At 66.2% G+C, this 23,907-nt stretch carries 16 protein-coding genes; 15 read left to right on the top strand and 1 reads right to left on the bottom strand.

What is annotated here, in order from left to right:
* Window positions 1-25: 25 nt before the first annotated feature.
* The 15 genes from PSRA_RS04505 to PSRA_RS04435 all read left to right on the top strand — a co-directional run bounded on the left by PSRA_RS04505 (window position 26) and on the right by PSRA_RS04435 (window position 19,635).
* Entirely contained in the window at window positions 26-508 is a 483-nt protein-coding gene (locus tag PSRA_RS04505; protein WP_094660703.1) for a cell division protein SepF, read from the top strand.
* Window positions 509-1,320: 812 nt separating this feature from the next.
* The gene (locus PSRA_RS04500; RefSeq protein ID WP_094660702.1) at window positions 1,321-1,596 is read left to right on the top strand and encodes a YggT family protein; all 276 of its coding nucleotides are present in this window, start codon (window positions 1,321-1,323) and stop codon (window positions 1,594-1,596) included.
* Between the two features lie 256 nt (window positions 1,597-1,852).
* On the top strand, window positions 1,853-3,454 hold the full coding sequence (locus tag PSRA_RS04495; RefSeq protein ID WP_094660701.1) for a DivIVA domain-containing protein: 1,602 nt from the start codon (window positions 1,853-1,855) through the stop codon (window positions 3,452-3,454).
* A gap of 383 nt (window positions 3,455-3,837) precedes the next feature.
* Window positions 3,838-4,401 carry a signal peptidase II gene (locus PSRA_RS04490; protein ID WP_245834900.1) on the top strand — a complete coding sequence of 188 codons (564 nt, stop codon included), beginning with the start codon at window positions 3,838-3,840 and terminating at the stop codon, window positions 4,399-4,401.
* On the top strand, window positions 4,398-5,336 hold the full coding sequence (locus tag PSRA_RS04485; RefSeq protein ID WP_094660699.1) for an RluA family pseudouridine synthase: 939 nt from the start codon (window positions 4,398-4,400) through the stop codon (window positions 5,334-5,336). Before PSRA_RS04490 ends, PSRA_RS04485 begins: the two co-directional genes overlap by 4 nt.
* 158 nt (window positions 5,337-5,494) lie before the next feature.
* The gene (gene dnaE / locus PSRA_RS04480; RefSeq protein ID WP_094660764.1) at window positions 5,495-9,148 is read left to right on the top strand and encodes a DNA polymerase III subunit alpha; all 3,654 of its coding nucleotides are present in this window, start codon (window positions 5,495-5,497) and stop codon (window positions 9,146-9,148) included.
* 193 nt (window positions 9,149-9,341) lie between these two features.
* On the top strand, window positions 9,342-10,670 hold the full coding sequence (locus PSRA_RS04475) for a hypothetical protein (protein ID WP_094660698.1): 1,329 nt from the start codon (window positions 9,342-9,344) through the stop codon (window positions 10,668-10,670).
* Window positions 10,671-10,810: 140 nt separating this feature from the next.
* A complete protein-coding gene (hisD, locus tag PSRA_RS04470) occupies window positions 10,811-12,217 on the top strand; it encodes a histidinol dehydrogenase (protein ID WP_094660697.1) in 1,407 nt (468 codons plus the stop codon).
* Window positions 12,214-13,368 carry a histidinol-phosphate transaminase gene (locus PSRA_RS04465; protein ID WP_094660696.1) on the top strand — a complete coding sequence of 385 codons (1,155 nt, stop codon included), beginning with the start codon at window positions 12,214-12,216 and terminating at the stop codon, window positions 13,366-13,368. Before hisD ends, PSRA_RS04465 begins: the two co-directional genes overlap by 4 nt.
* A gap of 119 nt (window positions 13,369-13,487) precedes the next feature.
* On the top strand, window positions 13,488-14,090 hold the full coding sequence (hisB, locus tag PSRA_RS04460) for an imidazoleglycerol-phosphate dehydratase HisB (RefSeq protein WP_094660695.1): 603 nt from the start codon (window positions 13,488-13,490) through the stop codon (window positions 14,088-14,090).
* Window positions 14,091-14,099: 9 nt separating this feature from the next.
* Window positions 14,100-15,068, top strand: coding sequence for a hypothetical protein (locus PSRA_RS04455; protein ID WP_094660694.1), 969 nt, complete (start codon window positions 14,100-14,102; stop codon window positions 15,066-15,068).
* Window positions 15,069-15,244: 176 nt separating this feature from the next.
* Window positions 15,245-15,892, top strand: coding sequence for an imidazole glycerol phosphate synthase subunit HisH (hisH, locus tag PSRA_RS04450; RefSeq protein ID WP_094660693.1), 648 nt, complete (start codon window positions 15,245-15,247; stop codon window positions 15,890-15,892).
* Between the two features lie 46 nt (window positions 15,893-15,938).
* Window positions 15,939-16,661 carry a bifunctional 1-(5-phosphoribosyl)-5-((5-phosphoribosylamino)methylideneamino)imidazole-4-carboxamide isomerase/phosphoribosylanthranilate isomerase PriA gene (priA, locus tag PSRA_RS04445; protein WP_094660692.1) on the top strand — a complete coding sequence of 241 codons (723 nt, stop codon included), beginning with the start codon at window positions 15,939-15,941 and terminating at the stop codon, window positions 16,659-16,661.
* Between the two features lie 90 nt (window positions 16,662-16,751).
* Window positions 16,752-18,089 (top strand): type I glutamate--ammonia ligase, encoded by a 1,338-nt coding sequence (glnA, locus tag PSRA_RS04440; RefSeq protein WP_094660691.1) that lies wholly within the window; start codon window positions 16,752-16,754, stop codon window positions 18,087-18,089.
* A 364-nt stretch (window positions 18,090-18,453) separates the two neighbouring features.
* A complete protein-coding gene (locus PSRA_RS04435) occupies window positions 18,454-19,635 on the top strand; it encodes a TetR/AcrR family transcriptional regulator (protein ID WP_158216317.1) in 1,182 nt (393 codons plus the stop codon).
* A gap of 47 nt (window positions 19,636-19,682) precedes the next feature.
* Here the strand turns inward: PSRA_RS04435 and hrpA are convergent, their stop codons facing one another.
* Entirely contained in the window at window positions 19,683-23,816 is a 4,134-nt protein-coding gene (hrpA, locus tag PSRA_RS04430) for an ATP-dependent RNA helicase HrpA (RefSeq protein ID WP_094660689.1), read from the bottom strand.
* Between the last annotated feature and the right edge of the window lie 91 nt (window positions 23,817-23,907).

Genomic DNA, 23,907 nt, shown 5'->3' with positions numbered 1-23,907 from the left:
GAGGCCAGAACGCGAAGGAGCTGTGATGGCAGGATTCATGAAGAACGCCATGACCTATCTTGGCATGGCGGACCCTGCGGACGATGAGGACGTCTACGACTACGAGGACGACGACCGGAGCGCTTCCGACGAGGCATTCGACTCCGGGGCCGCGCTCGCCCCGCAGCCGATGCCCTCCGCGTCCGATGTTTCCGGCGCCACACGCTCGACCTCCGTCACACCTTTCAGGAGCCAGATGAAACAGATCATGACTATCTCGCCGAAGTCGTACAACGAGGCGCAGCTGATCGGGCGTGCGCTGCGCAGCGGCGTTCCGGTTGTGCTGAACCTCAGCGAGGCTCCGGATTCCGAGGCCTACCGCATCATCGATTTCTCGTCCGGTGTGGTGTACGGACTCCAGGGCTCCATCGAGCGCGTGACCTCCCGTGTGTACATTCTCAGCCCCGCGCAGGTCGAGCTCAGCGGCCCCGAGGACGACGACGCGTCGTCAATTCCGTCATTCAACTGACGCGGTGGCGCGGCGGTGGTTCCGTGCGGTGAGCGGCGCGCGGTAGCTCCGTGTGGTAGACGGCGCGAGTGCGGCGTGCGGCGTGTGGCTTCGCGCGACGTGAGGTTTGATTTTTAGGCCGGTCCTGGCAGAGGGCCGGCCTTTTGGGTTTCGGCGCGGTTGTTGATGGGGCGATGGTGGCCTCCGGCACGGTTGCCCGGCGCCCTCGCGCCCTTCGTGGCGAGGATTTTTCGCCATGGGGCACGGTTTTCCCTGTCGGCGGCGGTGCGGTGGTCGTTTTGGCCGTTCGTGGTGAGGATTTTTCACCGTCAATGTCCATAACGATTCATATCCCTATGCGCGCCGCCATCCGGAGGACGCCGCATCCGTTCAGTGTGAGCGGATGTGTGCAGTGAACGCCCTTGACCCTGGGCTAGGCCGAGTTTGGAGGGGTCGGGCCCGTTCAGTGTGAGCGAATGCTCACACTGAAGGCCTTTGACCCGTGGTTGGGAGGGGTGTTGTGGGGGTCGGGTGCCTTGAGTGTGAGCGGATGTGTGCAGTGAACGCCCTTGACCCTGGGCTAGGCCGAGTTTGGAGGGGGCGGGCCCGTTCAGTGTGAGCGGATGTGTGCGGTGAAGGGCGCCGGGGCGCGTCGGTCGCGGGACGAAAGCGAAGAGCGAGGCGTGGGGGAGGGATCGTCACGTTCGCTGAAGCCGAAAATCGTGGACCATGGAATAGTCTTGAAACACAACGGAGGCCTCGACCGCCGCCGAGGCCTCTCGCGCCCAGTGCATACGGCGGTCGACAAGACGATGTGAAAAGAAGAGTCCGACATGCTTATTACCCTGCTGCGTTTCATACAGTGGCTCATCGGCGTGTACAGTGCCGTGCTCGTAGTGCGTTGCGTCCTCGACTGGGTGCAGCTGCTTTCGCGCCGGTCGTTCCACGGCTTCGTGGCGTCGGTCGCGGATATCGTGTATTCGCTGACCGAGCCGCCGCTGCGCGCGCTGCGCAAAGTGTTCCCGCCGATTCCCATGGGCCGGGTGCAGTTCGACACAAGCTTCATCATCCTGTGGCTGATCCTCGGCGCGATCGAGGTCATCATCTGAGGCCTCCGTTTGAGACCTCCCGCGCCCGCGCTTGCTCCGGCACGCGCCGCCGTCGCGCCGAACGCGCCCGTCTGGGCGGGACACACGCGAGGCCTTGCGCCGTCGCGGCTTGCGGTCTTGCCTTGTGCTAGCATGGGTACGATTCGATTATTGAAGCTTCTGGCTGCTTCCTTGAATCGCGGTGGCGTGGCTCGTCACGACGCCGCTACGAGGAGGAAAGGTAGCTTACGAATAGGATTTGCAAAGGGGAGCATGCATGGCTCTTTTGACACCGAACGACATTCGAAATCATGTCTTTCCGATTGTGCGGTTCAAGGAAGGTTACAACATCGAGAAAGTCGACGACTTCCTCGATGAGGTGACCGAGACCGTCGAGGCCCTCGGAAGCGCGGCCGCGCACGAAGGCGCCACGCAGTCGTACGGTCCGGAGCTGGCGAAGCTCAACGACAAGCTCGCCACGATGCAGACGGAGAACAACCAGCTTCGCGAGCAGCTCAACGCCGCGCGTTCGCAGGCCGGCGACACGTCCGCGTTCGACGAGCTCACCGATCGCAACAACAAGCTCAGCTCCGCGAACGACCAGCTCAATGCGCAGAACGAGCAGCTGCGTGCCCAGCTCGACGCCGCCAGCCAGCAGCTGGACGCCGCCAAGCAGCAGCTTGACGACGCCGCCAACCAGAGCCAGCAGACCTCCATCAAGGACGAGCAGCTCGAGACGCTGACGAACCAGAATTCGCAGCTGCGCTCGCAGGTCGAGACGCTCAACTCCCAGATCGACCAGCTGACCGCGCAGCAGGCCGCCGCCGTCGCCCAGGCGACCGGCGACACCGACGCGCTCAACAAGCAGATCGCGATGATCACCAAGGATCGCGACGGCGCCCGCTCCAAGGTCAACGAGCTGACCCAGCAGCTGGAGTCCGCGAAGAACCAGGCCCTGCAGTTCCAGCAGCAGGTGCAGGAGTCGCAGAACCAGGTGCAGACCGCCAAGGCCCAGGCCGCGCAGTTCCAGCAGCAGTCCACGCAGTTCCAGAGCGAGATGCGCGCCGCCCGCACGCAGCTCGAGCAGGTGCAGCGCGAGCTCGAGGATTCCAAGAAGCGCGAGGAGTCGCTGCGCCAGCAGGTGGCGGCGAACGAGCCGAGCGCCGAGACCGGAAGCCTCGAGAAGATCAAGTCCGCCGCGCAGTCGGCCGAGACCGAGCCGGAGCGCGCCACCGCCATGCTCCAGCTGGCCATGCAGCTGCACGACCAGTACGTCGACAAGGGCAAGGCCTCCGCGGCCCAGCTCGTGGCCGACGGCCAGTCGAAGCACGATGACCTTGTGAACAAGGCCAATGCCTACTCCAACAAGGTGCGCGTGCAGGCCGAGGATTACTCGCAGCAGGTGCGCCGCGAGGCCGATTCCTACTCCGACCAGACGCATGCCGACGCGGATTCCTACTCCGCCAAGACGCATGAAGCCGCCGACCAGTACTCCAAGGACACGCACGCGGCCGCCGACCAGTACTCCGCCGAGACGCACGCTGCCGCGGACCAGTACTCCAAGCAGACCCAGCAGGCCGCCGACCAATACTCCGACAAGAAGCACAAAGAGGCCGATCAGTACGACGACATGACGCGCCGCGGGGCCGAGGAGTACTCGAAGCAGGTCAAGGAGAAGCTGTACTCGGATTCGAAGGTCATCGAGAACAACATCGCTGGCCTCAAGCAGTTCGAGAACCAGTACCGCTCTCGCCTGACCGACTTCCTCACGCAGCTCACCGCGCAGGTGTCGGATTCCGACAACTACGAGGCCGGCCCTGCTGATAAGGAGAAGACCCCGTCCGAGAAGGCCGCCGAGGCCAAGAACGGCAATAACTGAGATCGGTTATTGAAATCGGCAGGTGGCGGTTGTCGCGATGATGACTGCCCCGCATATGACGAACGGCCGCCGGCCGCGCTTGCTGAAGTGCGGCGGCGGCCGTTTGCTATGCCCGCCCGTCGTGTCTTTCGTCGTGTCGCTCGCATGAGGCGGTTGAGCAGGGTGGTGGGTAGGATGGGTGGCAGTTTTGCACGGTCGGGGCGAGCTCCGGCTGCGGCAATCGTATGAGAGAACGATTTCACGGAACGGAGGAAAGCGGCGTGGCGTTGACGACACCGACGGATGAACGCATACCTGACAACGGCGATTCCGGGGACGGGGCGCCTTCCGCGCCTGAGCGGGCATCACAGGCGCCCGACCCCGCCTCCGGCCGCGGACGGCGCATCACCGTGTTCCTTCTCGTCGCCGCGGTGCTTATTGCGCTCGACCAGGCGACGAAGAACCTCGCGCTCACGCATCTGTCGAACGGCCGCCGCGTGAGCCTCGTGAATAACCAGCTGGGGCTGCGCCTGCTGCGCAACCCCGGCGCGTCGCTGGGCATGGGGTCGGGCGCCACGGGAGTGATCTCCATCCTCGCCATCGCCGCCTGCGTGGTGCTGTGCTACCTCGTGTGGTGCACCGCGTCGATGCGATGGGCCGTGGCGCTTTCGTTCTGCTTCGCCGGTGCGTTCGGCAACCTCATCGACCGCGTCATCTACGCCGACGGCTTCCTCAACGGCCGCGTGGTGGATTTCATCGACTACGGCTGGTCGGTGGGCAATGTGGCCGACATCGAGCTGACGGTGGCGGCAGTGGCCATCGTGTTGCTTGTGGTATTCGACGTGCCGTTTGGCGTCCGGAAGCCCGAGGCCGCGGCTTGTGACGATGGTGCGTCCGCCGGCGCCTCCGGAGATGGCACGTCCGAAACCGGCGTGGCCGAATCCGGCGTGAAGGAGGAGCGGGGATGACATACGTTCCTGCCCCCGACGCCCTCATCGGCAAGCGTTTCGACGTGGCCGTGGCGAAAATGCTCGGCGTGTCGCGTTCCCAGGCCGCGGACCTCATCGAGTCCGGCGAGGTGAGCGTCATGGGCCGCACGATGGACAAATCCGCGCGTCTGCTCGTCGGCGACATGGTCGACATCGAGCTGCGCGAGGAGAAGAACGCGCCCGAGCCCGTGTGCGACACGATGGAAATCGTGTACGAGGACGACGACGTGGTGGTGGTGAACAAGCCGGTCGGCGTAGCGGCGCATGCCTCCGCCGGCTGGACCGGCCCCACCGTGCTCGGCAGCCTGCTGGCGCGCGGTGTGCATATCACGAACCTCGGCGCGCCGGGGCGCCAGGGAATCGTGTCACGCCTCGACGTGGGCACGTCGGGCCTTATGCTCGTGTGCAAGTCCGACCTCGCATACAAGGAGATGCGTCGCCAGTTCGCCCACCACGAGGTGAAGAAAACATACACGGCCGTGGTGCAGGGCAATCTCAGGCAGGACAAGGCCACGATCGAGGCGCCGATCGGGCGTGACAAGGTCAGCGACTTCCGCTTCACCGTCACGCCGTCGGGCAAGCCGGCCGTGACGCACTGGGACGTCATCGAGCGCTTCGGCGACGCCACGCTCGTCTCCGTGAACCTCGAGACGGGGCGCACGCACCAGATTCGCGTGCATTTCTCGTCCATCGGGCATCCGCTTGTGGGAGACCCCATGTACGGCGCGAACCCGAAGCTCTCCCGGGAACTGGGCCTCGACCGGCAGTGGCTCAACGCCACGATGCTTGACTTCCGGCACCCGCGCACGCATGTGTGGCAGCATGTGGAATGCGGGTATCCCGCCGACCTGCGGCATGCGCTTGATGTGTTGCGCCAGCGCAAGGCCGCGCGCGAGGCGGAGGCCGAGAGGTAGACGATGGCGCCGGTCGGCGGTCGACGCGGCTGGCGTTCGGTTGGCACGGCATTCGGTCGGCGCGGCCCTCATGGCGCGACACGCTCGACACGCGGGCATTTTCCACGATTTTCCGATTTTGTTTGTCGAACGCACGTTCGACTAGTACGATGGGTGACATGGCTGAGACAACAGATGATTCGTTCGTGAACCTTCACGTGCATACGCATTACTCCATCCTCGATGGTGCCGCGCGCATCAACGAGCTGGTGGTGCATGTCGCGGAGCTGGGGCAGACCGCCGTGGGCATCACGGACCACGGCAACATGCACGGTGCCTATGAACTGTGGCGCACCGCGGTCGACGCCGGCGTCAAGCCGATCATCGGCATCGAGGCCTACGTCACCCCGGAGACCGCGCGTCAGGACAAGACGCGCGTGCACTGGGGCACGGCGGAGCAGCGGTCGGACGATGTCTCCGGCGGTGGCGCCATCACGCATATGACGATGTGGGCGGAGAACGACGAGGGTCTCGTCAACCTCATGAAGGCGTCGTCGGTGGCGAACCTCGAGGGTCTGTTCGGCAAGTGGCCGCGAATGGACAAGGAGGTGCTCAACACCTACCACAAGGGCATCATCGCCACCACGGGCTGCCCTTCGGGCATCGTGCAGACGAGGCTGCGCCTGGGCCAGTTCGACGAGGCCCTGCGCGCGGCGGGGGAGTACCAGGACATCTTCGGCAAGGAGAACTACTACGTCGAGCTCATGGACCACGGCCTCGAGATCGAGCGCCGCGTGCGTCGCGAACTCGTGGAGATCGCGAAGAAAATCGGCGCGCCGCTCGTCGTGACCAACGATTCGCACTACGTCACGCCCGAGGGCGCCGTGGCGCAGGACGACATGCTGTGCATCAACTCCGGCTCCCACAAGGACGACCCCGACCGCTTCAAATTCGACGGCACCGGCTACTACATCCGCACCGCGCAGGAGATGCGCGAGCTGTTCAAGGAGTTCCCCGAGGCGTGCGACAACACGCTGCGCATCGCCGAGCGCTGCAACGTCATGTTCGACGACCACGAGGACGGCGCGTTCATGCCGGAGTTCGACTGCCCCGAGGGGTGGGACGCCACATCGCTGTTCCTCAAGAAGGTCGACGACGGCCTGCGCGTGCGATATCCCGACGGCGTGCCCGAGGAGGTGGCGCGCCAGGCGGACTACGAATGCGGCGTCATCTGCCAGATGCAGTTCTGCGGATACTTCCTCGTGGTGTCGGACTACATCAACTGGGCGAAGTCCCACGGCGTCATGGTGGGGCCGGGCCGTGGCTCCGCGGCAGGCTCCATGGTGTCGTACGCCATGGGCATCACCGAGCTCGACCCGCTGAAGCACGGCCTGATCTTCGAACGCTTCCTCAACCCGGAGCGCGTGAGCCTGCCGGATATCGACGTCGACTTCGACCCCGAGGGCCGCGCCCGCGTGCTCGAATACGTGATGGAGAAATACGGCCGAGACAAGGTGGCGCAGTGCGTGACGTACGGCACCATCAAGACGAAGCAGGCCATCAAGGACTCCGCGCGCATCATGGGGTACGACTACAACGTCGGCGACCAGCTGTGCAAGGCGCTTCCGCCGGCCCAAGGCGGCAAGGACATCACGCTGCGTGACGCGTTCAATCCGCAGGCCAAGCGTTACGACGAGGCCGCCGAGTTCCGCGGCGTGGTCGAGTCCACGGCCGACAACAAGCGCATCTACGACGAGGCGTGCGGCATCGAGGGCCTGATCCGTCAGACCGGCGTGCACGCCTGCGCCACGATCATGGCCTCGCAGCCGATCACGAACACCTCGCCGCTGATGCAGCGCACCGACGGCACGGTGACGACCACCTTCGAGTACCACACCTGCGAAACCCTCGGCCTTGTCAAGATGGACTTCCTCGGCCTGGCCAACCTCACGGTGATGAGGGACACGCTGGAGAACATCGAGTCCAACCGCGGCGAGCACGTCGAGCTCGGCCAGATTCCGCTGGATGATAAAGAGACCTACCAGCTGCTGTCGCGAGGAGACACGCTCGGCGTCTTCCAGCTCGATTCCGACGGCATGCGCGGCCTGCTGCGCCAGCTGCGGCCCGATAACTTCAACGATATCTCCGCCCTTATCGCCCTGTACCGACCGGGCCCGATGGATATGAACTCGCATATCAACTACGCCAAACGAAAGAACGGCCTGCAGGCGATCACCCCGATCCACCCGGAGGTGGACGAGCCGCTCAAAGGCGTGCTCGGCGAGACGTATGGTCTCATCGTGTACCAGGAGCAGGTGCAGTCCGCCGCGCGAATCCTCGCCGGCTACTCGCTCGGCCGAGCCGACGTGCTGCGCCGTGCCATGGGCAAGAAGAAGCCCGAGGTACTGGCCAAGGAGCAGGGACCGTTCTTCCAGGGCATGATGGACCACGGCTACAGCCGCGAGGCGGCGCAGGCCGTGTGGGATGTGTTCCTGCCCTTCGCCGGCTACGCGTTCAACAAGGCGCACTCCGCCGCATACGGCCTCATCTCGTACTGGACCGCGTATCTCAAGACGCATTACCCGGTGGAGTTCATGGCCGCGCTGCTGCAGAACGAAACCTCGAACAAGGACAAAACCGCCCTGTACCTGGCGGAGGCGCGCCGCATGGGCATCAAGGTGCTTCAGCCCGACGTCAACGAATCGGTGGCCAAGTACTCCGCCGTCGGCGACGTCGTGCGTTTCGGCATGGGCGCCATCCGCAACGTCGGCGAAAAAGTCGTCGAAGACATCGTGGCCGAGCGCACCGAGAACGGCAAATACGCCAACTTCCTCGACTTCGTCAAGCGAGTGCCCATCACGGTGCTCAACAAGCGCGTCGTCGAATCGTTGATCAAGGGCGGCGCCTTCGACTCCATCGACCCCAACCGCCGTGCGCTGTTCACGATCTGCGACTCGGCCATCGACCAGATCGTGCCCATCAAGCGCAAGGAGGCCCAGGGCGTCTTCGACCTGTTCTCCATCATGAGCGACGGCGACGATGGCGGCGACGACCTGCTTAACGACGCCGAGATCTCCGTGCCCGACATCCCCGACTGGGACAAGAAGACGCGCCTGACCTTCGAACGCGACATGCTCGGCCTGTACGTGTCGGACCATCCGCTCAACGGCATGGCCTCTGTGCTCAGCGAGCTGAGCGACATGTCGATCGCCAAGGCCATCGACATCGGCCGGAGCATGGGGGAGAGCGCCAACCAGATGCAGGTGACGCTCGCCGGACTCATCACCGACGTGCAGCGCAAGGTGTCGAAGAAGGGCAAGCCGTGGGCGATCATCACGATCGAGGATCTCAACGGTTCCATGCACTGCCTGTTCTTCGGCAACACGTACCAGCAGTTCCAGGAGGAGCTGCATGCCGACAACGTGGTGCGCGTGCGCGGATTCCTCGACGTGCGCGAAGACGAGGTGGAGATGCGCGCCAACGGCCTCGATGCCGTGCACGTGGACGCCTCGGGCAACGAGCCGCTCGACCTGACGCTGTCGATGCGCCAGTGCACCACGCGCAGCATGTCGCAGCTGCGGCAGATCCTCGGGCGCTATCACGGCATGTCGCCCGTGCGGCTGCATATCCTCGGCGTTCCGACCGGCGCTGGCGCGGCTGGTGCAGGAATCAGCGCCGCGGGTGCGGACGGCGCTGCGGCCGCCGGCGGCTCTGTCGCGAAAGCCGGAACCATGCAGGTGGATATCGTGTGCGGCGACGGCTTCCGCGTGTCGCGCAACGCCTCGATGTTCGGCGAGCTCAAGGCCCTTTTCGGTCCCTCCTGCATCTCCTGATTCCAGGATTCTGGATTCCACGATCCCCGATACGTGCGGCCCTCCCCGTAACAATGTGATGGCTTGCGGACAGAATTCCGGTGTTTTCGCCTTGGAATCCGCCGATTATGTCCGTTTCCCATCACATCGTTAGAGGAAGTGGGAATCCGGTCGCGGTGGGCTTTGGGCGTGCGGTGCGCTAGGGTAGGGGTCTATGAGCAGCAACGACTACGGCACTGAGTATGACGATGCGTTCGACGATGCGGAGCTTCTCAGGCTCAGGCAGCGCCACGAGCGCCGGTTCAAGGTGATGCGCACCGGCATCATCATCGTCACCGTCATAGCCGTCGTCGCCATCTGCGCGGTCGCGTTCCGCAACTGGCGCGGCGGCAGCTCCACGAACCAGGCCGAACTGTACGCCGACAATGTGGAGAAGGTCACCGAGGCGCGCGCCTCCATGAGCGCCACGCTCAACAGCTCGCAGGCGGCGCTCGACCTGCTCCACCAATACACGTCGAATTCCTCGACGGTCGACGACTTCAGCGACGTGCGCACCCAGTCCCAGCGTCTGCTCGACGATGTGCCCACGTATTACTCGGCCCAGCCGCATACGCAGAACCAGTACGTCGACGCGAACAACCAGCTGGAGACCTACGCGAACCGTCTCGTAAACCTCGAGAACCAGGTCAACGAGGCCATGAAAGCCGCCGGTTCGGGCGAGGTGGAGACCGGCGTAACGACCGCCATGAACACGCTGCGCACAAACGTCGATGCCGCCAACCAGCTCATCTCCACGTACAACAGCCAGACCGCGTCGTCCCAGGCCACGGTCACCGAGGGGTACATCGCCACGGTGAACGCGGCGCTGTCGCAGGCGCAGACGGATTTGAATAATTACGATTCGAGCGCCGCCCCGTACCAGCTGCTCGAGTCGCGCCAATCCTTCGAATCCGACAGCGGCAAGCTGTCCGCCGCGACGAGCAGCATGAGCGCGGCGTTCCAGAACTCCAAGGACGCCGGCGGCGTGAGCGGCAACTCGCTGCTCGCGGTCTCGTCCAAGCGGATTCCCGCGGGCCTGCGCACCACGTGGACGGTCGCGGGCGATCCGTCGACGACCGTGACGATGACCGCCACCTCGATCGACATCAAGGAAAACTCGACCGCGTCGTCGAGTTCCTCCGGCTCGTCCTCCAGCGCCTCGGCCAGCGCGTCGCCGTCAGCATCGTCAAGCCCCTCGGCATCCGCCTCGTCAAGCTCGAGCTCCAGCTCTTCCACATCGTCATCGTCGAAGTCGGCCACCGCGCACGCCGTGCACGCCGACTACGCGCTCGCGCCGGGCCAGCGCACGGACTTCGGCGGCGCCCCGATCGCCGCCTGGACGCTCACCGGCGTGGGCAGCGACGCCATCGACGACATCACCATCGTGTTGTACCAGACCGGAGACGGCGACGACGCCTCCACCTTCCTCGGCCTGTATCAGAACGGCCGCAGCTGGAAGCTCACCACGGACGATTCCGCCGGCGACATGAGCAACAAGTTCTGATACCGCATGGGCGGCCCCACCCGCGGCCGCACTCCGCCCAACCCCAGCGCCCCGTCCGCACCGCGCCCATCGTGCATGCACCATGTCCACAGTGCGTACGGGGCGCGTGCGTGTCGGCTTGCGACCCTATACTCGGCTGTATGACAAAACCGGAAGACATCACCATCAGGACCATCGATCTGCGCGGCCAGAAGCTGACCCGCGCAGAGCTCCTCGAGGCCATGCCGCGCGCCACGATGGGCGTGGGCGAGGCCACGGAGCTCGTCAAGCCGATTCTCGAGGATGTGAAGGCCCGCGGCGCCGCCGCCCTTCGCGACTTCGCCGAGAAGTTCGACCACGTGCGTCCGAAGAACCTCCGCGTTCCCCGCGAGGCCATGCAGAAGGCCCTCGACAACCTCGACCCCAAGGTGCGCGCGGCCATCGAGGAATCCGTGCGCCGCTGCCGCAAGGTCAGCGAATCCCAGGTCCCGCAGGACTTCCACACCGATCTGGCCCCCGGTGCCCGCGTCGCCGAAAGGTGGATCCCGGTGCAGCGCGTCGGCCTGTACGTGCCCGGCGGCAAGGCCGTGTATCCGTCATCCGTCATCATGAACACCGTTCCGGCGCAGGCCGCGGGCGTCGAGTCGCTCGCCATCGCCACCCCGCCGAGCAAAACCGATCCGGACGGCCTGCCCGCCCAGTCCATCCTCGCCACCTGCGCCATCCTCGGCGTCGACGAGGTGTATGCCGTGGGCGGCGCCCAGGCCATCGCCATGTTCGCGTTCGGCGCCAAGGGCTCCGAGCCGCAGGACGGCGAGATCCTGTGCGAGCCGGTCGACAAGATCACCGGCCCGGGCAACATCTTCGTGGCCACCGCCAAGCATCTCGTGGCGGGCTCCGTCGGCATCGACGCCGAGGCCGGCCCCACCGAGATCGCCATCCTCGCCGATTCCACAGCCGACCCGCGCTTCGTGGCCGCCGACCTCATCGGCCAGGCCGAGCACGACGAGCTCGCCGGCTCCGTGCTCATCACCGACTCGCAGGAACTCGCCGACGCCGTGCGCGCCGAGCTGCAGGCCCGCGTGCCGCGCACCGAGCACGCCGAGCGCATCCAGAAGTCCCTCTCCGGCTCTCAGTCGGGCATCATCATGACCGACGGCCTCGATCAGTCCATCGACGTGGCCAACGCCTACGCCGCCGAGCACCTCGAGATCCAGACGGCCGACCCGGATTCCACGATCGCCCGCATCCATAACGCCGGCGCCATCTTCCGCGGCCCGTTCTCCCCGGTCCCGCTGGGCGACTACATGTCCGGCTCCAACCACGTGCTGCCCACCGGCGGCACCGCGCGCTACGCCTCCGGCCTCGGCGTGCACACCTTCATGAAGCCGGTCGAGGTCATCGAATACGACGAGAACGGCCTCAAGGAGCTCGCCGCCCGCATCAACGATTTCGCCGTCCAGGAAGACCTTCCGGGCCACGGCGAGTGCGTCCTGACCCGCTTCGTGCGCGACCCGTATGACAAGGCCACGCTTGAGGAGCAGGAGCAGGAGGCCGGCCTTCGATGAGCATCCCCTCCAATCTGCCGCTGCGCAACGACCTGGCGGGGGAGGAGCCCTACGGCGCCCCGCAGCTCGACGTGCCGGTGTGCCTGAACGTCAACGAGAACCCGTACGCGCCGAGCGAGGCCGTGATCGACACGATTCTCGAGCGCGTGCGCGCCGTGGCGCCGACCCTCAACCGCTACCCGGATCGCGAGCACGCGGAGCTGCGCAAGGCGCTCGCCGCGTACCTGCGCAAGGAATCCCAGGTCGAGCTCGAGCCTGAGCAGATCTGGGCCGCGAACGGCTCCAACGAGATCATGCTCCAGGTGTTCCAGGCCTTCGGCGGCCCCGGCCGCACGGCCCTCGGCTTCGCCCCGACGTACTCGATGTACCCCGAATACGCGCGCGACACCTTCACCGCGTGGACGACCGTGCCGCGCAACGCCGATTTCACGCTTGACGTGGACGCGGCCGTGAAGGCCATCCTCGAGACGCGCCCGTCCATCGTGCTCATCACGAGCCCGAACAACCCGACCGGCACGCCTGCCACGATGGAGCAGATCGAGGCCCTTCTCGCCGCCTGCGAGAAAGCCGGTGTGGATGGCGCGCCCGAGGGCACGCATCCGCTGCTCGTGGTGGACGAGGCGTATATCGAGTTCCGACGCCCCGGCAAGCCGAGCGCCACGACGCTGATCGCCGACCACCCGAACCTCGCGGTGAGCCGCACGATGTCGAAGGCCTTCGCCTACGCCGGCGCCCGCGTCGGCTACATCGCCGCCAACACCGGCGTCATCGACTCGCTGCGCATCGTGCGCATGCCGTATCACCTGAGCGCGGTCACGCAGGCCGTGGCCCTCGCCGCCCTCGACCACACGGACGAGCAGCTGGCGCAGGTCGGCCATCTGCGCGACACGCGCGACGCCCTCGTCGACTGGTTCCGCCAGCAGACGTACAAGGGCCAGCCGATCCAGGTGGCCGACACCGATTCGAACTTCGTGTTCTTCGGCGTGTTCGACGACCGTGAGTGGATTTTCAACGAACTGCTCAACCGCGGCGTGCTCATTCGCGACGTCGGCCCCGAGGGCTGGCTGCGCGTGTGCATGGGAACCGACGAGGAGATGGAGGCGTTCAAGTCCGCCTTCCTCGAGGTGATCCGCCTCGCCGAGCAGCGCTAGCGCGCCCCCGCCCATCGGCCGCAGACCGCATTCGCGGCCGTGCGGCCGATTGCATATGAAGCTTGCGAAACCTCGTACTATGGATTCCGGCCGCCTTACCGGCCAAGAAAAGAGGAGCCATGGCCCGTACAGCCACCATCACCCGCACCACCAGCGAATCGAGCATCGAGCTGAGCCTCGACCTCGACGGCACCGGGAAAACCGACATCGAGACCACCGTCCCGTTCTACAACCACATGCTCACGGCGCTCGGCAAGCATTCGCTCATCGACCTGAGCGTGTCCGCCCGTGGCGACACCGACATCGACGTGCACCACACCGTGGAGGACACCGCCATCGTGTTCGGCGAGGCCCTCAAGCAGGCGCTGGGGGACAAGGCCGGCATCACGCGATTCGCGGACGCCACCGTTCCGCTCGACGAGGCGCTGGCCCGCTGCGTCATCGACATCTCCGGCCGCCCGTACTGCGTGTGCACCGGCGAGCCCGAGGGCTTCGAGTTCTGCATGATCGGCGGTCATTTCACCGGCTCGCTGGTGCGCCATGTGATGGAATCCATCGCCATGCACGCAGGCATCTGCATGCATATGCAGGTGCTTGCCGGCCGCGACCCGCACCATATCGCCGAGGCGGAGTTCAAGGCGCTGGCCCGCGCGCTGCGCAGCGCCGTCGCCATCGACCCGCGCATCGCGGGCATCATCCCGAGCACCAAGGGTGCGCTCTGAGAGGGCATCATGACTGATTTTCCCGACAACACGCCGTCCGACGCACCTGATGGTCCGGACAATGACCCGAACGACGGGCAGAACGACGGTCGGAACGACGAGCTGAGCGACGCCGACATCGACGCCGCCTTCGCCGGATTCGAGCAGGATTTCGCCGACGCCGACCATTCGGCGATCAACGAGATGAACGCAGCGCTGGAGCGTAATGAGACGTCGGAATCGTCCGCCTCCGACGCCGATGCCGTCGATACCGCAGATTCCTCCGACGTCGCCCCGACCGATGCCTCCGACGATTTCGACCGCGACCTCAAGGACGTCGAGGACCTCGAATCGTCCCTCATGCAGATGCTGGGGGAGAAGGCCAGCAGCGCGCTGCTCATCACGCGCCTGCGCGATCCGGATGTGCTTGCGGCGCTATCCGTGCTCGCCGACGTCGACGACTACTGCATCGCCGACCGCTTCGGCGCCGTCGCCATCCTCAAGGACCTCGACGGCTCGCATCCCGAGGACGCCGCCGCGCATCTGACGAAGCTCGTCACCGGTCTGTCGGCCATCCTCGTGGTCAACCGCGCGGGCCGCATCGAGGCGCACCAGTGGGTCAACGGCCAGCAGGGCGAATCGTTCCCGCCGCCCATCGTCTTCGCCAACGCGCCGGCCTGGGTGGAGGATCTTCTCGTCGGGCAGGTGTCGCTGGACGAACTCCTCAACGACCCCTCGATCGTGCCCCTGGATTCCCAGGACTACACCAAGGCGGCCTCCTTCGGCGTGCTCCAGCAGGTGGTGCGCCATCTGCCCGGCCAGGGCCGTCCGCGCCGCTTCGGCTTCCTGCATCGCCGCCGCAAGAATTCCCACGATGGCGATTCCCACGATGGGAATTCTAACGATGGCGACGCCGGAAACGGGAAAGCCAACGGTACCGACGGCGACGGGAATTCCGGCTCCGACTCGTGGAACGAGGGCGGCCCCGTCGACCTGTGACGTCACCTGCGACGCGCGGCGCCCGCCGACAGGCTAGAGTGGTAGCGGACGCCACGCCGGCGGACGATGCCGGCAACAACCGCGTGGTACAACATCGCGTGGAGCCCGCCAGCCGCATCCCGCGGCATGCCGCGCGGGCGCCACACTCACCATCTTCACCAACCCCAAGGAGGACCATGACCTCGATCGTCGTTTTTGACTATGGCTTCGGCAATGTGCGCTCCATGGTTCGCGCCGTGGCGAACCTCGGACTCGACGTGAGCCTCACGTCGGATTATGACGCGGCGATGGCGGCAGACGGCGTCGTCGTTCCCGGTGTGGGCGCCTTCGAGGCGTGCGCCGAAGGACTGCGCCGCGCCGGGGGAGACCAGGTGGTGTACAACCGCGTGGCCGCCGGCAAGCCGGTTCTGGGCGTGTGCGTCGGCATGCAGGTTCTTTTCGACGATGGCCTCGAGGGCGGCATTCGCGCCGAAGGCCTGGGCTTGTTCGGCGGAACCGTGGACCGTCTGGATGCGCCCGTCGTGCCGCATATGGGCTGGGACACCGTCGAGGCGCCCGAGACCACTGCCGTGCTCAGAGGCGTGGAAAGGGAGCGTTTCTACTTCGTGCACTCCTACGGCGTCATGAACCCGTCTGCCGACGGGCGACACGCCTCGTATTTCCCCGATTCCGCCACGCAGACTTCCATCACGTGGTGCGACTACGGCCAGAGCCGCTTCGTGGCGGCCATCGAGCGAGGGTCCCTGACGGGAACGCAGTTCCATCCGGAGAAATCCGCGGACGCCGGCGCCCGCCTGCTGCGCAACTGGGTCGACTCGTTCTGACCGGGGCTACACCGGCGCATCTGACAGAAGCAATGAAAGGACAGCAATGATCACACTTCTTCCCGCCGTCGACGTGCGCTACGGCAAGGCCGTGCGCCTGCGCCAGGGCGAATCCGGTTCGGAAACCGACTATGGCAGCCCGCTCGAGGCCGCCCAGACCTGGGTCGACGCCGGCGCCGAATGGATCCACCTCGTCGACCTCGACGCCGCCTTCGGCACGGGCGACAACCGCGACCAGCTCGGTGCCATCGTGGCCGAGCTCGGAGACAAGGTGAAGATCGAACTGTCCGGCGGCATCCGCGACGACGCCTCGCTGAGCGCCGCCCTCGACGCCGGCGCGGCCCGCGTCAACATCGGCACCGCCGCCCTCGAGAACCCCGAGTGGACCGCCTCCGTCATCAAGAAGTACGGCGACCGCGTGGCCGTCGGCCTCGACGTGCGCGGCCACACGCTGTCCGCACGCGGATGGACGCGCGACGGCGGCGATCTGTTCGAGACCATCGACATGCTCAACAAGGCCGGCTGCAGCCGCTACGTGGTGACCGATGTGCGCCGCGACGGCATGATGAGCGGCCCCAACTGCGACCTTCTGCGCGAGGTTGCCGAGCGCACCGACGCGAAGGTGACGGCCTCCGGCGGCATCTCCTCGCTCGACGATATCCGCGCCATCGCGGCCATCGGCTCGAACGTGGACGCGGCGATCCTCGGCAAGTCGCTGTACGCCAAGGCGTTCACGCTTGAGGAGGCGCTCGAGGTGGCCCGCGCCTGACGCGGCGGCATCGTATCGCCCTCCCGAGGTGCGGATTCGGGTGATCTGGTGTTAAAGTATCCGCAACATAAGCAGAGGAAGATAGGCGCCATGAATAAACAGCAAGAGTTCGTCATGCGAACCGTTGAGGAACGCGACGTCCGCTTCATCCGACTGTGGTTCACCGATGTCCTCGGCCAGCTGAAGTCCGTGGCCATCGCACCGGCGGAGCTGGAATCGGCCTTCGAAGAGGGCCTGGGCTTTGACGGATCCGCCGTCGAGGGCCTGACGAGGGTGTCCGAGGACGACATGATCGCCAAGCCCGACCCCGCCACGTTCCAGATCCTGCCGTGGCGCGGCGGCCCCCAGGGCACCGCGCGCATCTTCTGCGACGTGCTGACGCCGGAAGGCTCCCCGTCGCTCGGCGATCCGCGCTACGTGCTCAAGCGCACGCTCGAGAAGGCCAAGGAGAAGGGATTCACCTTCTACACGCATCCCGAGATCGAGTTCTACCTGTTCGAGAAGCAGACGGACTATTCGGTGCCGCCCACGCCAATCGACCAGGGCAGCTACTTCGACCACGTGCCGCGCAGCCCGGGCATGGACTTCCGCCGCGCCACCGTGAACCTGCTCGAGCAGATGGGCATCTCCGTGGAGTACTCGCACCATGAAAGCGGCCCCGGCCAGAACGAGATCGACCTGCGCTACGCCGACGCCCTGACGACGGCCGACAACATCATGACCTTCCGCACGGTGGTCAAGGAGATCTCGCTCGAACGCGGCATCAGCGCCTCCTTCATGCCCAAGCCCATGACCGGCCAGCCCGGATCCGGCATGCACACGCATATGTCGCTGTTCGAAGGCGACGAGAACGCGTTCTACGAGGCGGGGCAGGAGTTCAACATGTCGACGACGGCGCGCCAGTTCGCCGCCGGCATCCTGTATCACGCAGCGGAGATCACCGCCGTGTGCGACCAGTACGTCAACTCCTACAAGCGCCTGTGGGGTGGCTCCGAGGCCCCCAGCTACATCTGCTGGGGCCACAACAACCGCTCCGCGCTCCTGCGCATCCCGCAGTACAAGCCGGGCAAGGGCAACTCCGCGCGCATGGAGTACCGTGCGCTCGACCCCGTCACGAACCCCTACCTCGCCTTCTCGCTGCTTCTTGCGGCGGGCCTCGACGGCATCGACAAGCAGATGGTGCTCGGCGACCCGACGAGCGACGACGTGTGGGAGCTCACCGACGCGGAACGCCAGGCGATGGGCATCGAACCGCTGCCGGATTCGCTCGACACCGCCCTCAAGGTGATGGAGAAATCCGATTTCGTGGCCGATGTGCTCGGCGAGCATGTCTTCGAGTACTTCCTGCGCAACAAGCGCCAGGAGTGGGACGAGTACAAGCTGCAGGTGACGCCCTACGAGCTGAAGAAGTACCTCCCGCGCCTGTAGTCCTTAAGTCCCGCAACCTGTAGTGTGGCCACACCCCAGCATTGGCCCTCCTTCTCATACCGGTGCCACCGCTTCCCCAACACTGTGATGGCTTACGGACAGAATCCGTACGATTCAGCCCTTGAAACGCCGTATTTTGTCCGCAACCCATCACATTGTTCAGGTGGGGGAGATTGTTCCGCAAGGGGGATTGTTCTGCGGGGAGGAGACGATCAGGGACGCGGGGAGAGGCGTGTGGAGGGGCGTGTGGAGGGGCGTGTGTGCGTCCGGCGGCTGTGTGATATCTCTGTGATGTCTGCGTAATGCGTCCGTGGATTGTCCATACACCACGGACGCATCGTTTTACAATAGGCCTATGGAAGCAATGAGGCGTAATGCAGAGAGATCCGTCAAGGCCCTGCTCGAAGCATTCGGGCAGCTCCTGAGGGTCAAGCCCATCGGCAAGATCACGGTCACCGATGTGTCGAAGCGCGCGAATCTGACGCGCAACACCTTCTACTCATATTTCTCATCCATCGAGGACCTCCGGGCCTCCTACTTCCGCCACAGCTACGTCTTCGTCGACTACCTGCGCCAGCGTCACGTCACGGTCGATGCCGAGCATCTTGAGGATTTCGTCTCCGCCGCCACCGACTACATCTACGACCACCACGAGGAATACCACGTTCTGCTCGAGGCCTTCGACGGCACACCGAACCTGCGCTATATCGTCATGTCGTTCATCCGAGGCGTCTACTCGTCTTTTGCGGGCGAGGCCTCAACATCCGAGAACCCCATGTCAGAGCACGACCGCCGTGTGGTGTATTACGCCGTCTTCGTTGCCTACATCCTCATGTATCAGTCCGTTCTGGACGATCTTGACGTGCCGCGGGATGAGTTCGAGCAGCGCTTCCTTGCCATGGTGCGGCCGTACGCCGAGCTGCAGCGGCTGAACATGGCCACGCCTGAGGCGCTCGATCCGCTCGATCTGGCGACCATGCCCCGGATGCCTGAGACGGTGGACCTGTACGCAGGCCGGCATTCCGGAACGCAAGAGGGCGACGGCGATGACGTGAGCGCGTCCACCCTCACCGCGATGGCCGACGATGCCGCCTCCTTTGTATTCACCGGACACCCGGGTCTCGACGACGAGATTCTCAGGCAGGCGCTGCTCGACGATGTGATACGCGGCGGCCGGGCCGGCGACGCGGGCGGAGTAGATGACCTAGGCATCGCGGGAATCACGACGCCGGGCGATGTCGCGAGCGGTTCGGCGGATGCCGACGCCATGCCCGCCTCCGATGGTGCCGGCCTGCATTCGGCGCGTCCATCCCACGGAAGTGTGGGGGAGCAGCCGGCGCGGCAGTCGTCGGTGCTCGACGGTCTGGGAATCAACGTCGTCGGCTCCGTGCCCACGCCGCCGACCGGCGGGTGGCGGGCCTACGACGAGAGGTCATCCAGCCGCACCGTCGGCCGCCATACGCACGATGGCAAGGGACGCGATGGCGTGAGGCGCGATGGCAGGGGTGACGGCGATGCGTCGGGTGACGGTGCGAACCGCGTTTAGCTGCATGTACGATTCGGAACGCCCGCCCGTATCTGCAGCCCGCCGCGTCAGGCGGCGAGCGCCTTCTTCATACGCTTGATGCTGACGGGATGCGGCGTGCCCAGCTCCTGCGCCCATAGCGAGACGAGGAACTCCTCGTACATCCACCGCACGCGCTCGGCGCGGTCGAGGGCCGCGTCATGGCCGGCGCCGGCGGGCGTGGCGTCCGCCGCCTTGCGCGCGGCATCCACGATGTCATGCGCCTCCTGCGCCTGCCAGGCCCAGCGCACGTCGCGGTCCTTGTCCGTTTTGGCCTTCTCAAGGCGCATGAGGTCGGCGTGCAGGTATCGTTCGATGCCGCGCAGCGCGTCCGGGGGAACGGCGCCGACGAATCCGTCGAACACAAGCGTCGAGATATGCTCGCGGATCGACTGCAGCACCGACAGCAGAGGCAGCGACGCCGGCCCCGACACGGCCTTCTCCACCTGCGCGTAGCGCTTGAGGATGGCGATAACGTCCCGGGCCACGTCATAGACCGTGTCTTCGTAGATCTCGCGCACGCCCGCCACTGCATCGGCCAGTTGCTCGTCGTCGGCGCAGGAGTCGATGATCGGCAACAGGCGTTTGACCGCGGCCAGCTGGATGTCCTCCACCAAGGCCGGCGTCGACGAATACGGTGCGGAGGCCAGCATCAGCGCCTCGGAGCCCAGCCATCGCGACGACACGCGTTCGGCGGGCAGGCGCAGCGCGTCGAGCGCCGCGTTCCACAGCAGCTGGCGGCGCGGCACGCTTGTGGCGCCGGCCTTGTGCAGCAGATTCGCCTGCTCCACCACCTTGCCTTGCTCGCCGGCCTTCGTGGCCTCCTTCGTAATCGTGGCGCGGGCCGACTCCACGGCCTCGCGTTCGAAACGCCTTTGCAGCTCCACGAGGCTTTTGGACTCGCCGAGCACCTTCGGCTTGCCGCCGCGCCTGTGCCCGCCGCCGTTGCCGCCGTTGCCGCGTCCGCGTCCGCGCCCGCCGCGCGCGGATTCCTCCACGCTGAACGTCAGCCGCAGATGCGCCGGCATGCGCTCGAGGCGCTCGGCCGTCCACACCTCGGGGTGCAGCTGCGCGCCGACCACGGCGATCGCAGCCTGCGTGAAGACATGCTCGAAATCGGGCACCTGCGCCGCCTCGTCCAGCTCGTCGCCGTTATGGGGCGTCACCGCTCCGGGAAGCGTGGGATAGGTGTCGTCGATCCACCGGCGGATCTTCGCGGCCGTGTCCGGCGCCGGCACGAACTGCACGCGCAGCGCCTTGGGCAGCGAGCGGATGGTCGCCACGATGAGGTCGTCGAGGAAGCCGGGCACCGTCCACGTGAACTCGTCAGGGCGCAGACGCGAGAGCATCTCGATGGGGATATGCACGGTGATGCCGTCGTTTGGCGCCGACGTGTCATACACATACGTCAGGCGCAGCGCGATCTGCCGGCCGTCCGTGCCGCGCGTCACCCAGCGGTCCGGGTATGCGTCGAGGTCCGCGCCGTCCGTCGTGCGCAGGCGCTCCACCTTCGACGGGTCGAAGTCAAGCAGATGCGGGTCCTCGTCATGGTGTCCACGCCACCATGCGCCCAGCGCCGCCAAGCTCGTCACCGACTCGGGCAGCTGCGCGTCGTAGAACTCCACGAGGTCCTCGTCGTCCACCGCATCCACGATGCGCCGCGTGCGGTTCGTCTCCTCGTCCGCCTCCTCGACGACGCGCCGGTTGCGCTCGACGAAGGAATCGTAGGGGAAACGCTCGTGGATGTCGCCTTCCACCAGGCCCTGGCGGATCAGGAACATCCTCGCCTGCGCCGGGTTGATGCGCGCCCACTGCACGGTGCGCCCCTGCACGATCGGCAGGCCGTAGAGCAGCACCGTGGCGCTCGCCACCGCGGCGCCGGCCGAGCCGGACCAATGCGGCTCCGAATACGTGGTGCGCGCCAGATCCCCCGCAAGGTCCTCGGCCCACGTGGGGTCGATGGCCGCGGCGGAGCGCGCCCACAGGCGGCTCGTCTCCACAAGCTCGCCGGCCATGACCCACGGCGGCGTGGCCTTCGCCGTGGCACTGGCGGGGAAGAGGCCGAAATGCACGCCGCGGGCGCCCTGGTACTCGTTCTTCGACTGCTTGGCCGCGCGCTTCATGGCCCTGGCGCGTGCGGCGCCCGTCAGCCCCGCGAACTGGGAGGCCTTGGGCTGGCGCACCACCTGCATGCCGATATTCGACAGCAGGCCGGAGAGCATGGAGCGGTGGATGGAGTCGGAGTCCCACGAGCACACGAGGCTGTGCGCGGCCTGCTGGTTCATGGGCATGCGCCGCACGTCCTGGGAAGGGCGTTCGACGGGCTGGGGCGAGCCCACCGTGAAATGCAGCTCGCCGCACATCTGGCGCAGCTGCGCGAACAGGTCGCGCCACTGGCGCATGCGCAGGTAGTTCATGAACTCGGCCTGGCAGCGGCGGCGCAGCTGGGAGTTCGATGGCTCGCCGTCCGCCTGCCAGAAGGAATCCCAGATGTTGAGGGCCGTGAGGAAGTCGGAGGTGGGGTCGGCGTAGCGGTTGTGGATGCGGTCGGCCTCGTCGCGCTTCTCCTCGGGGCGTTCGCGCGGGTCCTGCAGGCTCATGAACGCCACGATGACGAGGACCGCGGCCAGGGTGTCGGGGGTGGTGCGGGAGGCCTGGATAACCATGCGGCCCAGGCGCACGTCGATGGGCAGGCGCGCCAGCTGGCGGCCGATTTTCGTCAGGCGCACGTCGGAGCCGTTCGACCGGCGCGCGGCATTACGGTCTGCGCTGCCGTGCCCGTGCCCGTGCCCGCGTCCGCGCGAAATCGCGCCCAGCTCGGTCAGCTCGTTGAAACCGTCGGACACCGCCTTGATATCCGGCGGGTCGATGAACCCGAAGTCGGTCACGTCCCTGGCGGTGTTCGCCACGCCGACGGCCAGCATCTGCAGCACCACGGCGCCCAGCGACGTGCGCAGGATCTCGGGGTCGGTGAAATGCGGGCGTTCCTCGTAATCGTCATGCGAATACAGGCGGATGGCGATGCCGTCGGCCACACGGCCGCATCGGCCGGCGCGCTGGTCGGCGCTCGCCTGCGAGATCGGCTCGATCGGCAGGCGCTGCACCTTCGCCGTTTTCGAATAGCGCGAGATGCGCGCCAGGCCCGGGTCCACCACATAGCGGATGGACGGCACGGTCAGCGACGTCTCCGCCACGTTCGTGGCGAGGATGATGCGCTGGTGCTCATGCGCCTCGAACACGCGGTGCTGCTCCTTGGCCGACAGGCGCGCGAACAGGGGCACGATCTCGATGGCGTCGGGGCGGCGCATGTCTGAGGCGCGCGGGCCGAAATGCCGGCGCAGCGCCGTCTCGTAGTCGCGGATGTCGCGCTCGCCGGCCGCGAACACGAGGATGTCGCGCGGGCCGCGCTCGTGGGAGGAGCGGATGACGAGCTCCGTGCAGGCGCGCGCCACGGCCGTGGGCACGTCGGTGTCGGAGGAATCGTAGGAATCCGGGTCGTCCGGGTCGCGCACCGCGTCGTCGAAACCCGGCACCGAGCGCATCAGCGCGGGCGGCGCGCCGAGCGGCTCGTACACCACTTGCACCGGGTACGTGCGGCCCGAGACCTCGATGACGGGGACATCGTGGTGCAGCGCCTGGGAGAAATGCTTCTGGAACTTCTCCGAATCGATGGTGGCGGAGGTGATGATGAGCTTGAGGTCGCGGCGGCGGGGCAGAAGCGCCGTGAGATAGCCGAGCAGGAAGTCGATGTTGAGGCTGCGCTCGTGCGCCTCGTCGATCATGATCGTGTCATAGGCGCTCAGCTGCGGGTCGCGCTGGATCTGCGCCAGGAGGATGCCGTCGGTGGCCACGACCAGGCGCGTGGACGGCGAGCTTTCGTCGGTGAAGCGCACGCGGAAGCCGATTTCGCGGCCCAGCGTCGTGCCCGTTTCCTCGGCGATGCGTTCGGCCACGGTGCGGGCGGCGATGCGGCGCGGCTGCGTGAGCATGATCTTCTTGCCATGGCTGCCGCGGCCCTCCTGCAGGAGGATCTTCGGGATCTGCGTGGTTTTGCCCGAGCCTGTCTGGCCCGAGACGATGACGACCTGCGACGAGCGGACGGCGGCGGCGATGCTGTCGCGCGCCTCGCTCACCGGGAGTTCGGAAGGATAGGTGAATCGCATGATGGTAGGCCCGGCCGTGCGGGACGCGGCACGGGGCCTTCCGGGCGGATGCTTCGGAAGGCCCCGTGGATATGCCGGGTCGATGACCGGA

This window comes from Pseudoscardovia radai (genome assembly GCF_002259605.1).
GTDB classification, from domain to species: Bacteria; Actinomycetota; Actinomycetes; order Actinomycetales; family Bifidobacteriaceae; genus Pseudoscardovia; species Pseudoscardovia radai.
This window is presented reverse-complemented; position numbering and strand designations above follow the sequence as displayed.

What these genes read in the sequence shown, in the direction of transcription:
- PSRA_RS04505 (WP_094660703.1), top strand. Translation starts at nt 26, where the DNA reads ATGGCAGGATTCATGAAGAACGCCATGACCTATCTTGGCATGGCGGAC.
- PSRA_RS04500 (WP_094660702.1), top strand. Translation starts at nt 1,321, where the DNA reads ATGCTTATTACCCTGCTGCGTTTCATACAGTGGCTCATCGGCGTGTAC.
- PSRA_RS04495 (WP_094660701.1), top strand. Translation starts at nt 1,853, where the DNA reads ATGGCTCTTTTGACACCGAACGACATTCGAAATCATGTCTTTCCGATT.
- PSRA_RS04485 (WP_094660699.1), top strand. Translation starts at nt 4,398, where the DNA reads ATGACATACGTTCCTGCCCCCGACGCCCTCATCGGCAAGCGTTTCGAC.
- dnaE (WP_094660764.1), top strand. Translation starts at nt 5,495, where the DNA reads ATGGCTGAGACAACAGATGATTCGTTCGTGAACCTTCACGTGCATACG.
- PSRA_RS04475 (WP_094660698.1), top strand. Translation starts at nt 9,342, where the DNA reads ATGAGCAGCAACGACTACGGCACTGAGTATGACGATGCGTTCGACGAT.
- hisD (WP_094660697.1), top strand. Translation starts at nt 10,811, where the DNA reads ATGACAAAACCGGAAGACATCACCATCAGGACCATCGATCTGCGCGGC.
- PSRA_RS04465 (WP_094660696.1), top strand. Translation starts at nt 12,214, where the DNA reads ATGAGCATCCCCTCCAATCTGCCGCTGCGCAACGACCTGGCGGGGGAG.
- hisB (WP_094660695.1), top strand. Translation starts at nt 13,488, where the DNA reads ATGGCCCGTACAGCCACCATCACCCGCACCACCAGCGAATCGAGCATC.
- PSRA_RS04455 (WP_094660694.1), top strand. Translation starts at nt 14,100, where the DNA reads ATGACTGATTTTCCCGACAACACGCCGTCCGACGCACCTGATGGTCCG.
- hisH (WP_094660693.1), top strand. Translation starts at nt 15,245, where the DNA reads ATGACCTCGATCGTCGTTTTTGACTATGGCTTCGGCAATGTGCGCTCC.
- priA (WP_094660692.1), top strand. Translation starts at nt 15,939, where the DNA reads ATGATCACACTTCTTCCCGCCGTCGACGTGCGCTACGGCAAGGCCGTG.
- glnA (WP_094660691.1), top strand. Translation starts at nt 16,752, where the DNA reads ATGAATAAACAGCAAGAGTTCGTCATGCGAACCGTTGAGGAACGCGAC.
- PSRA_RS04435 (WP_158216317.1), top strand. Translation starts at nt 18,454, where the DNA reads ATGAGGCGTAATGCAGAGAGATCCGTCAAGGCCCTGCTCGAAGCATTC.
- hrpA (WP_094660689.1), bottom strand. Translation starts at nt 23,816, where the DNA reads ATGCGATTCACCTATCCTTCCGAACTCCCGGTGAGCGAGGCGCGCGAC.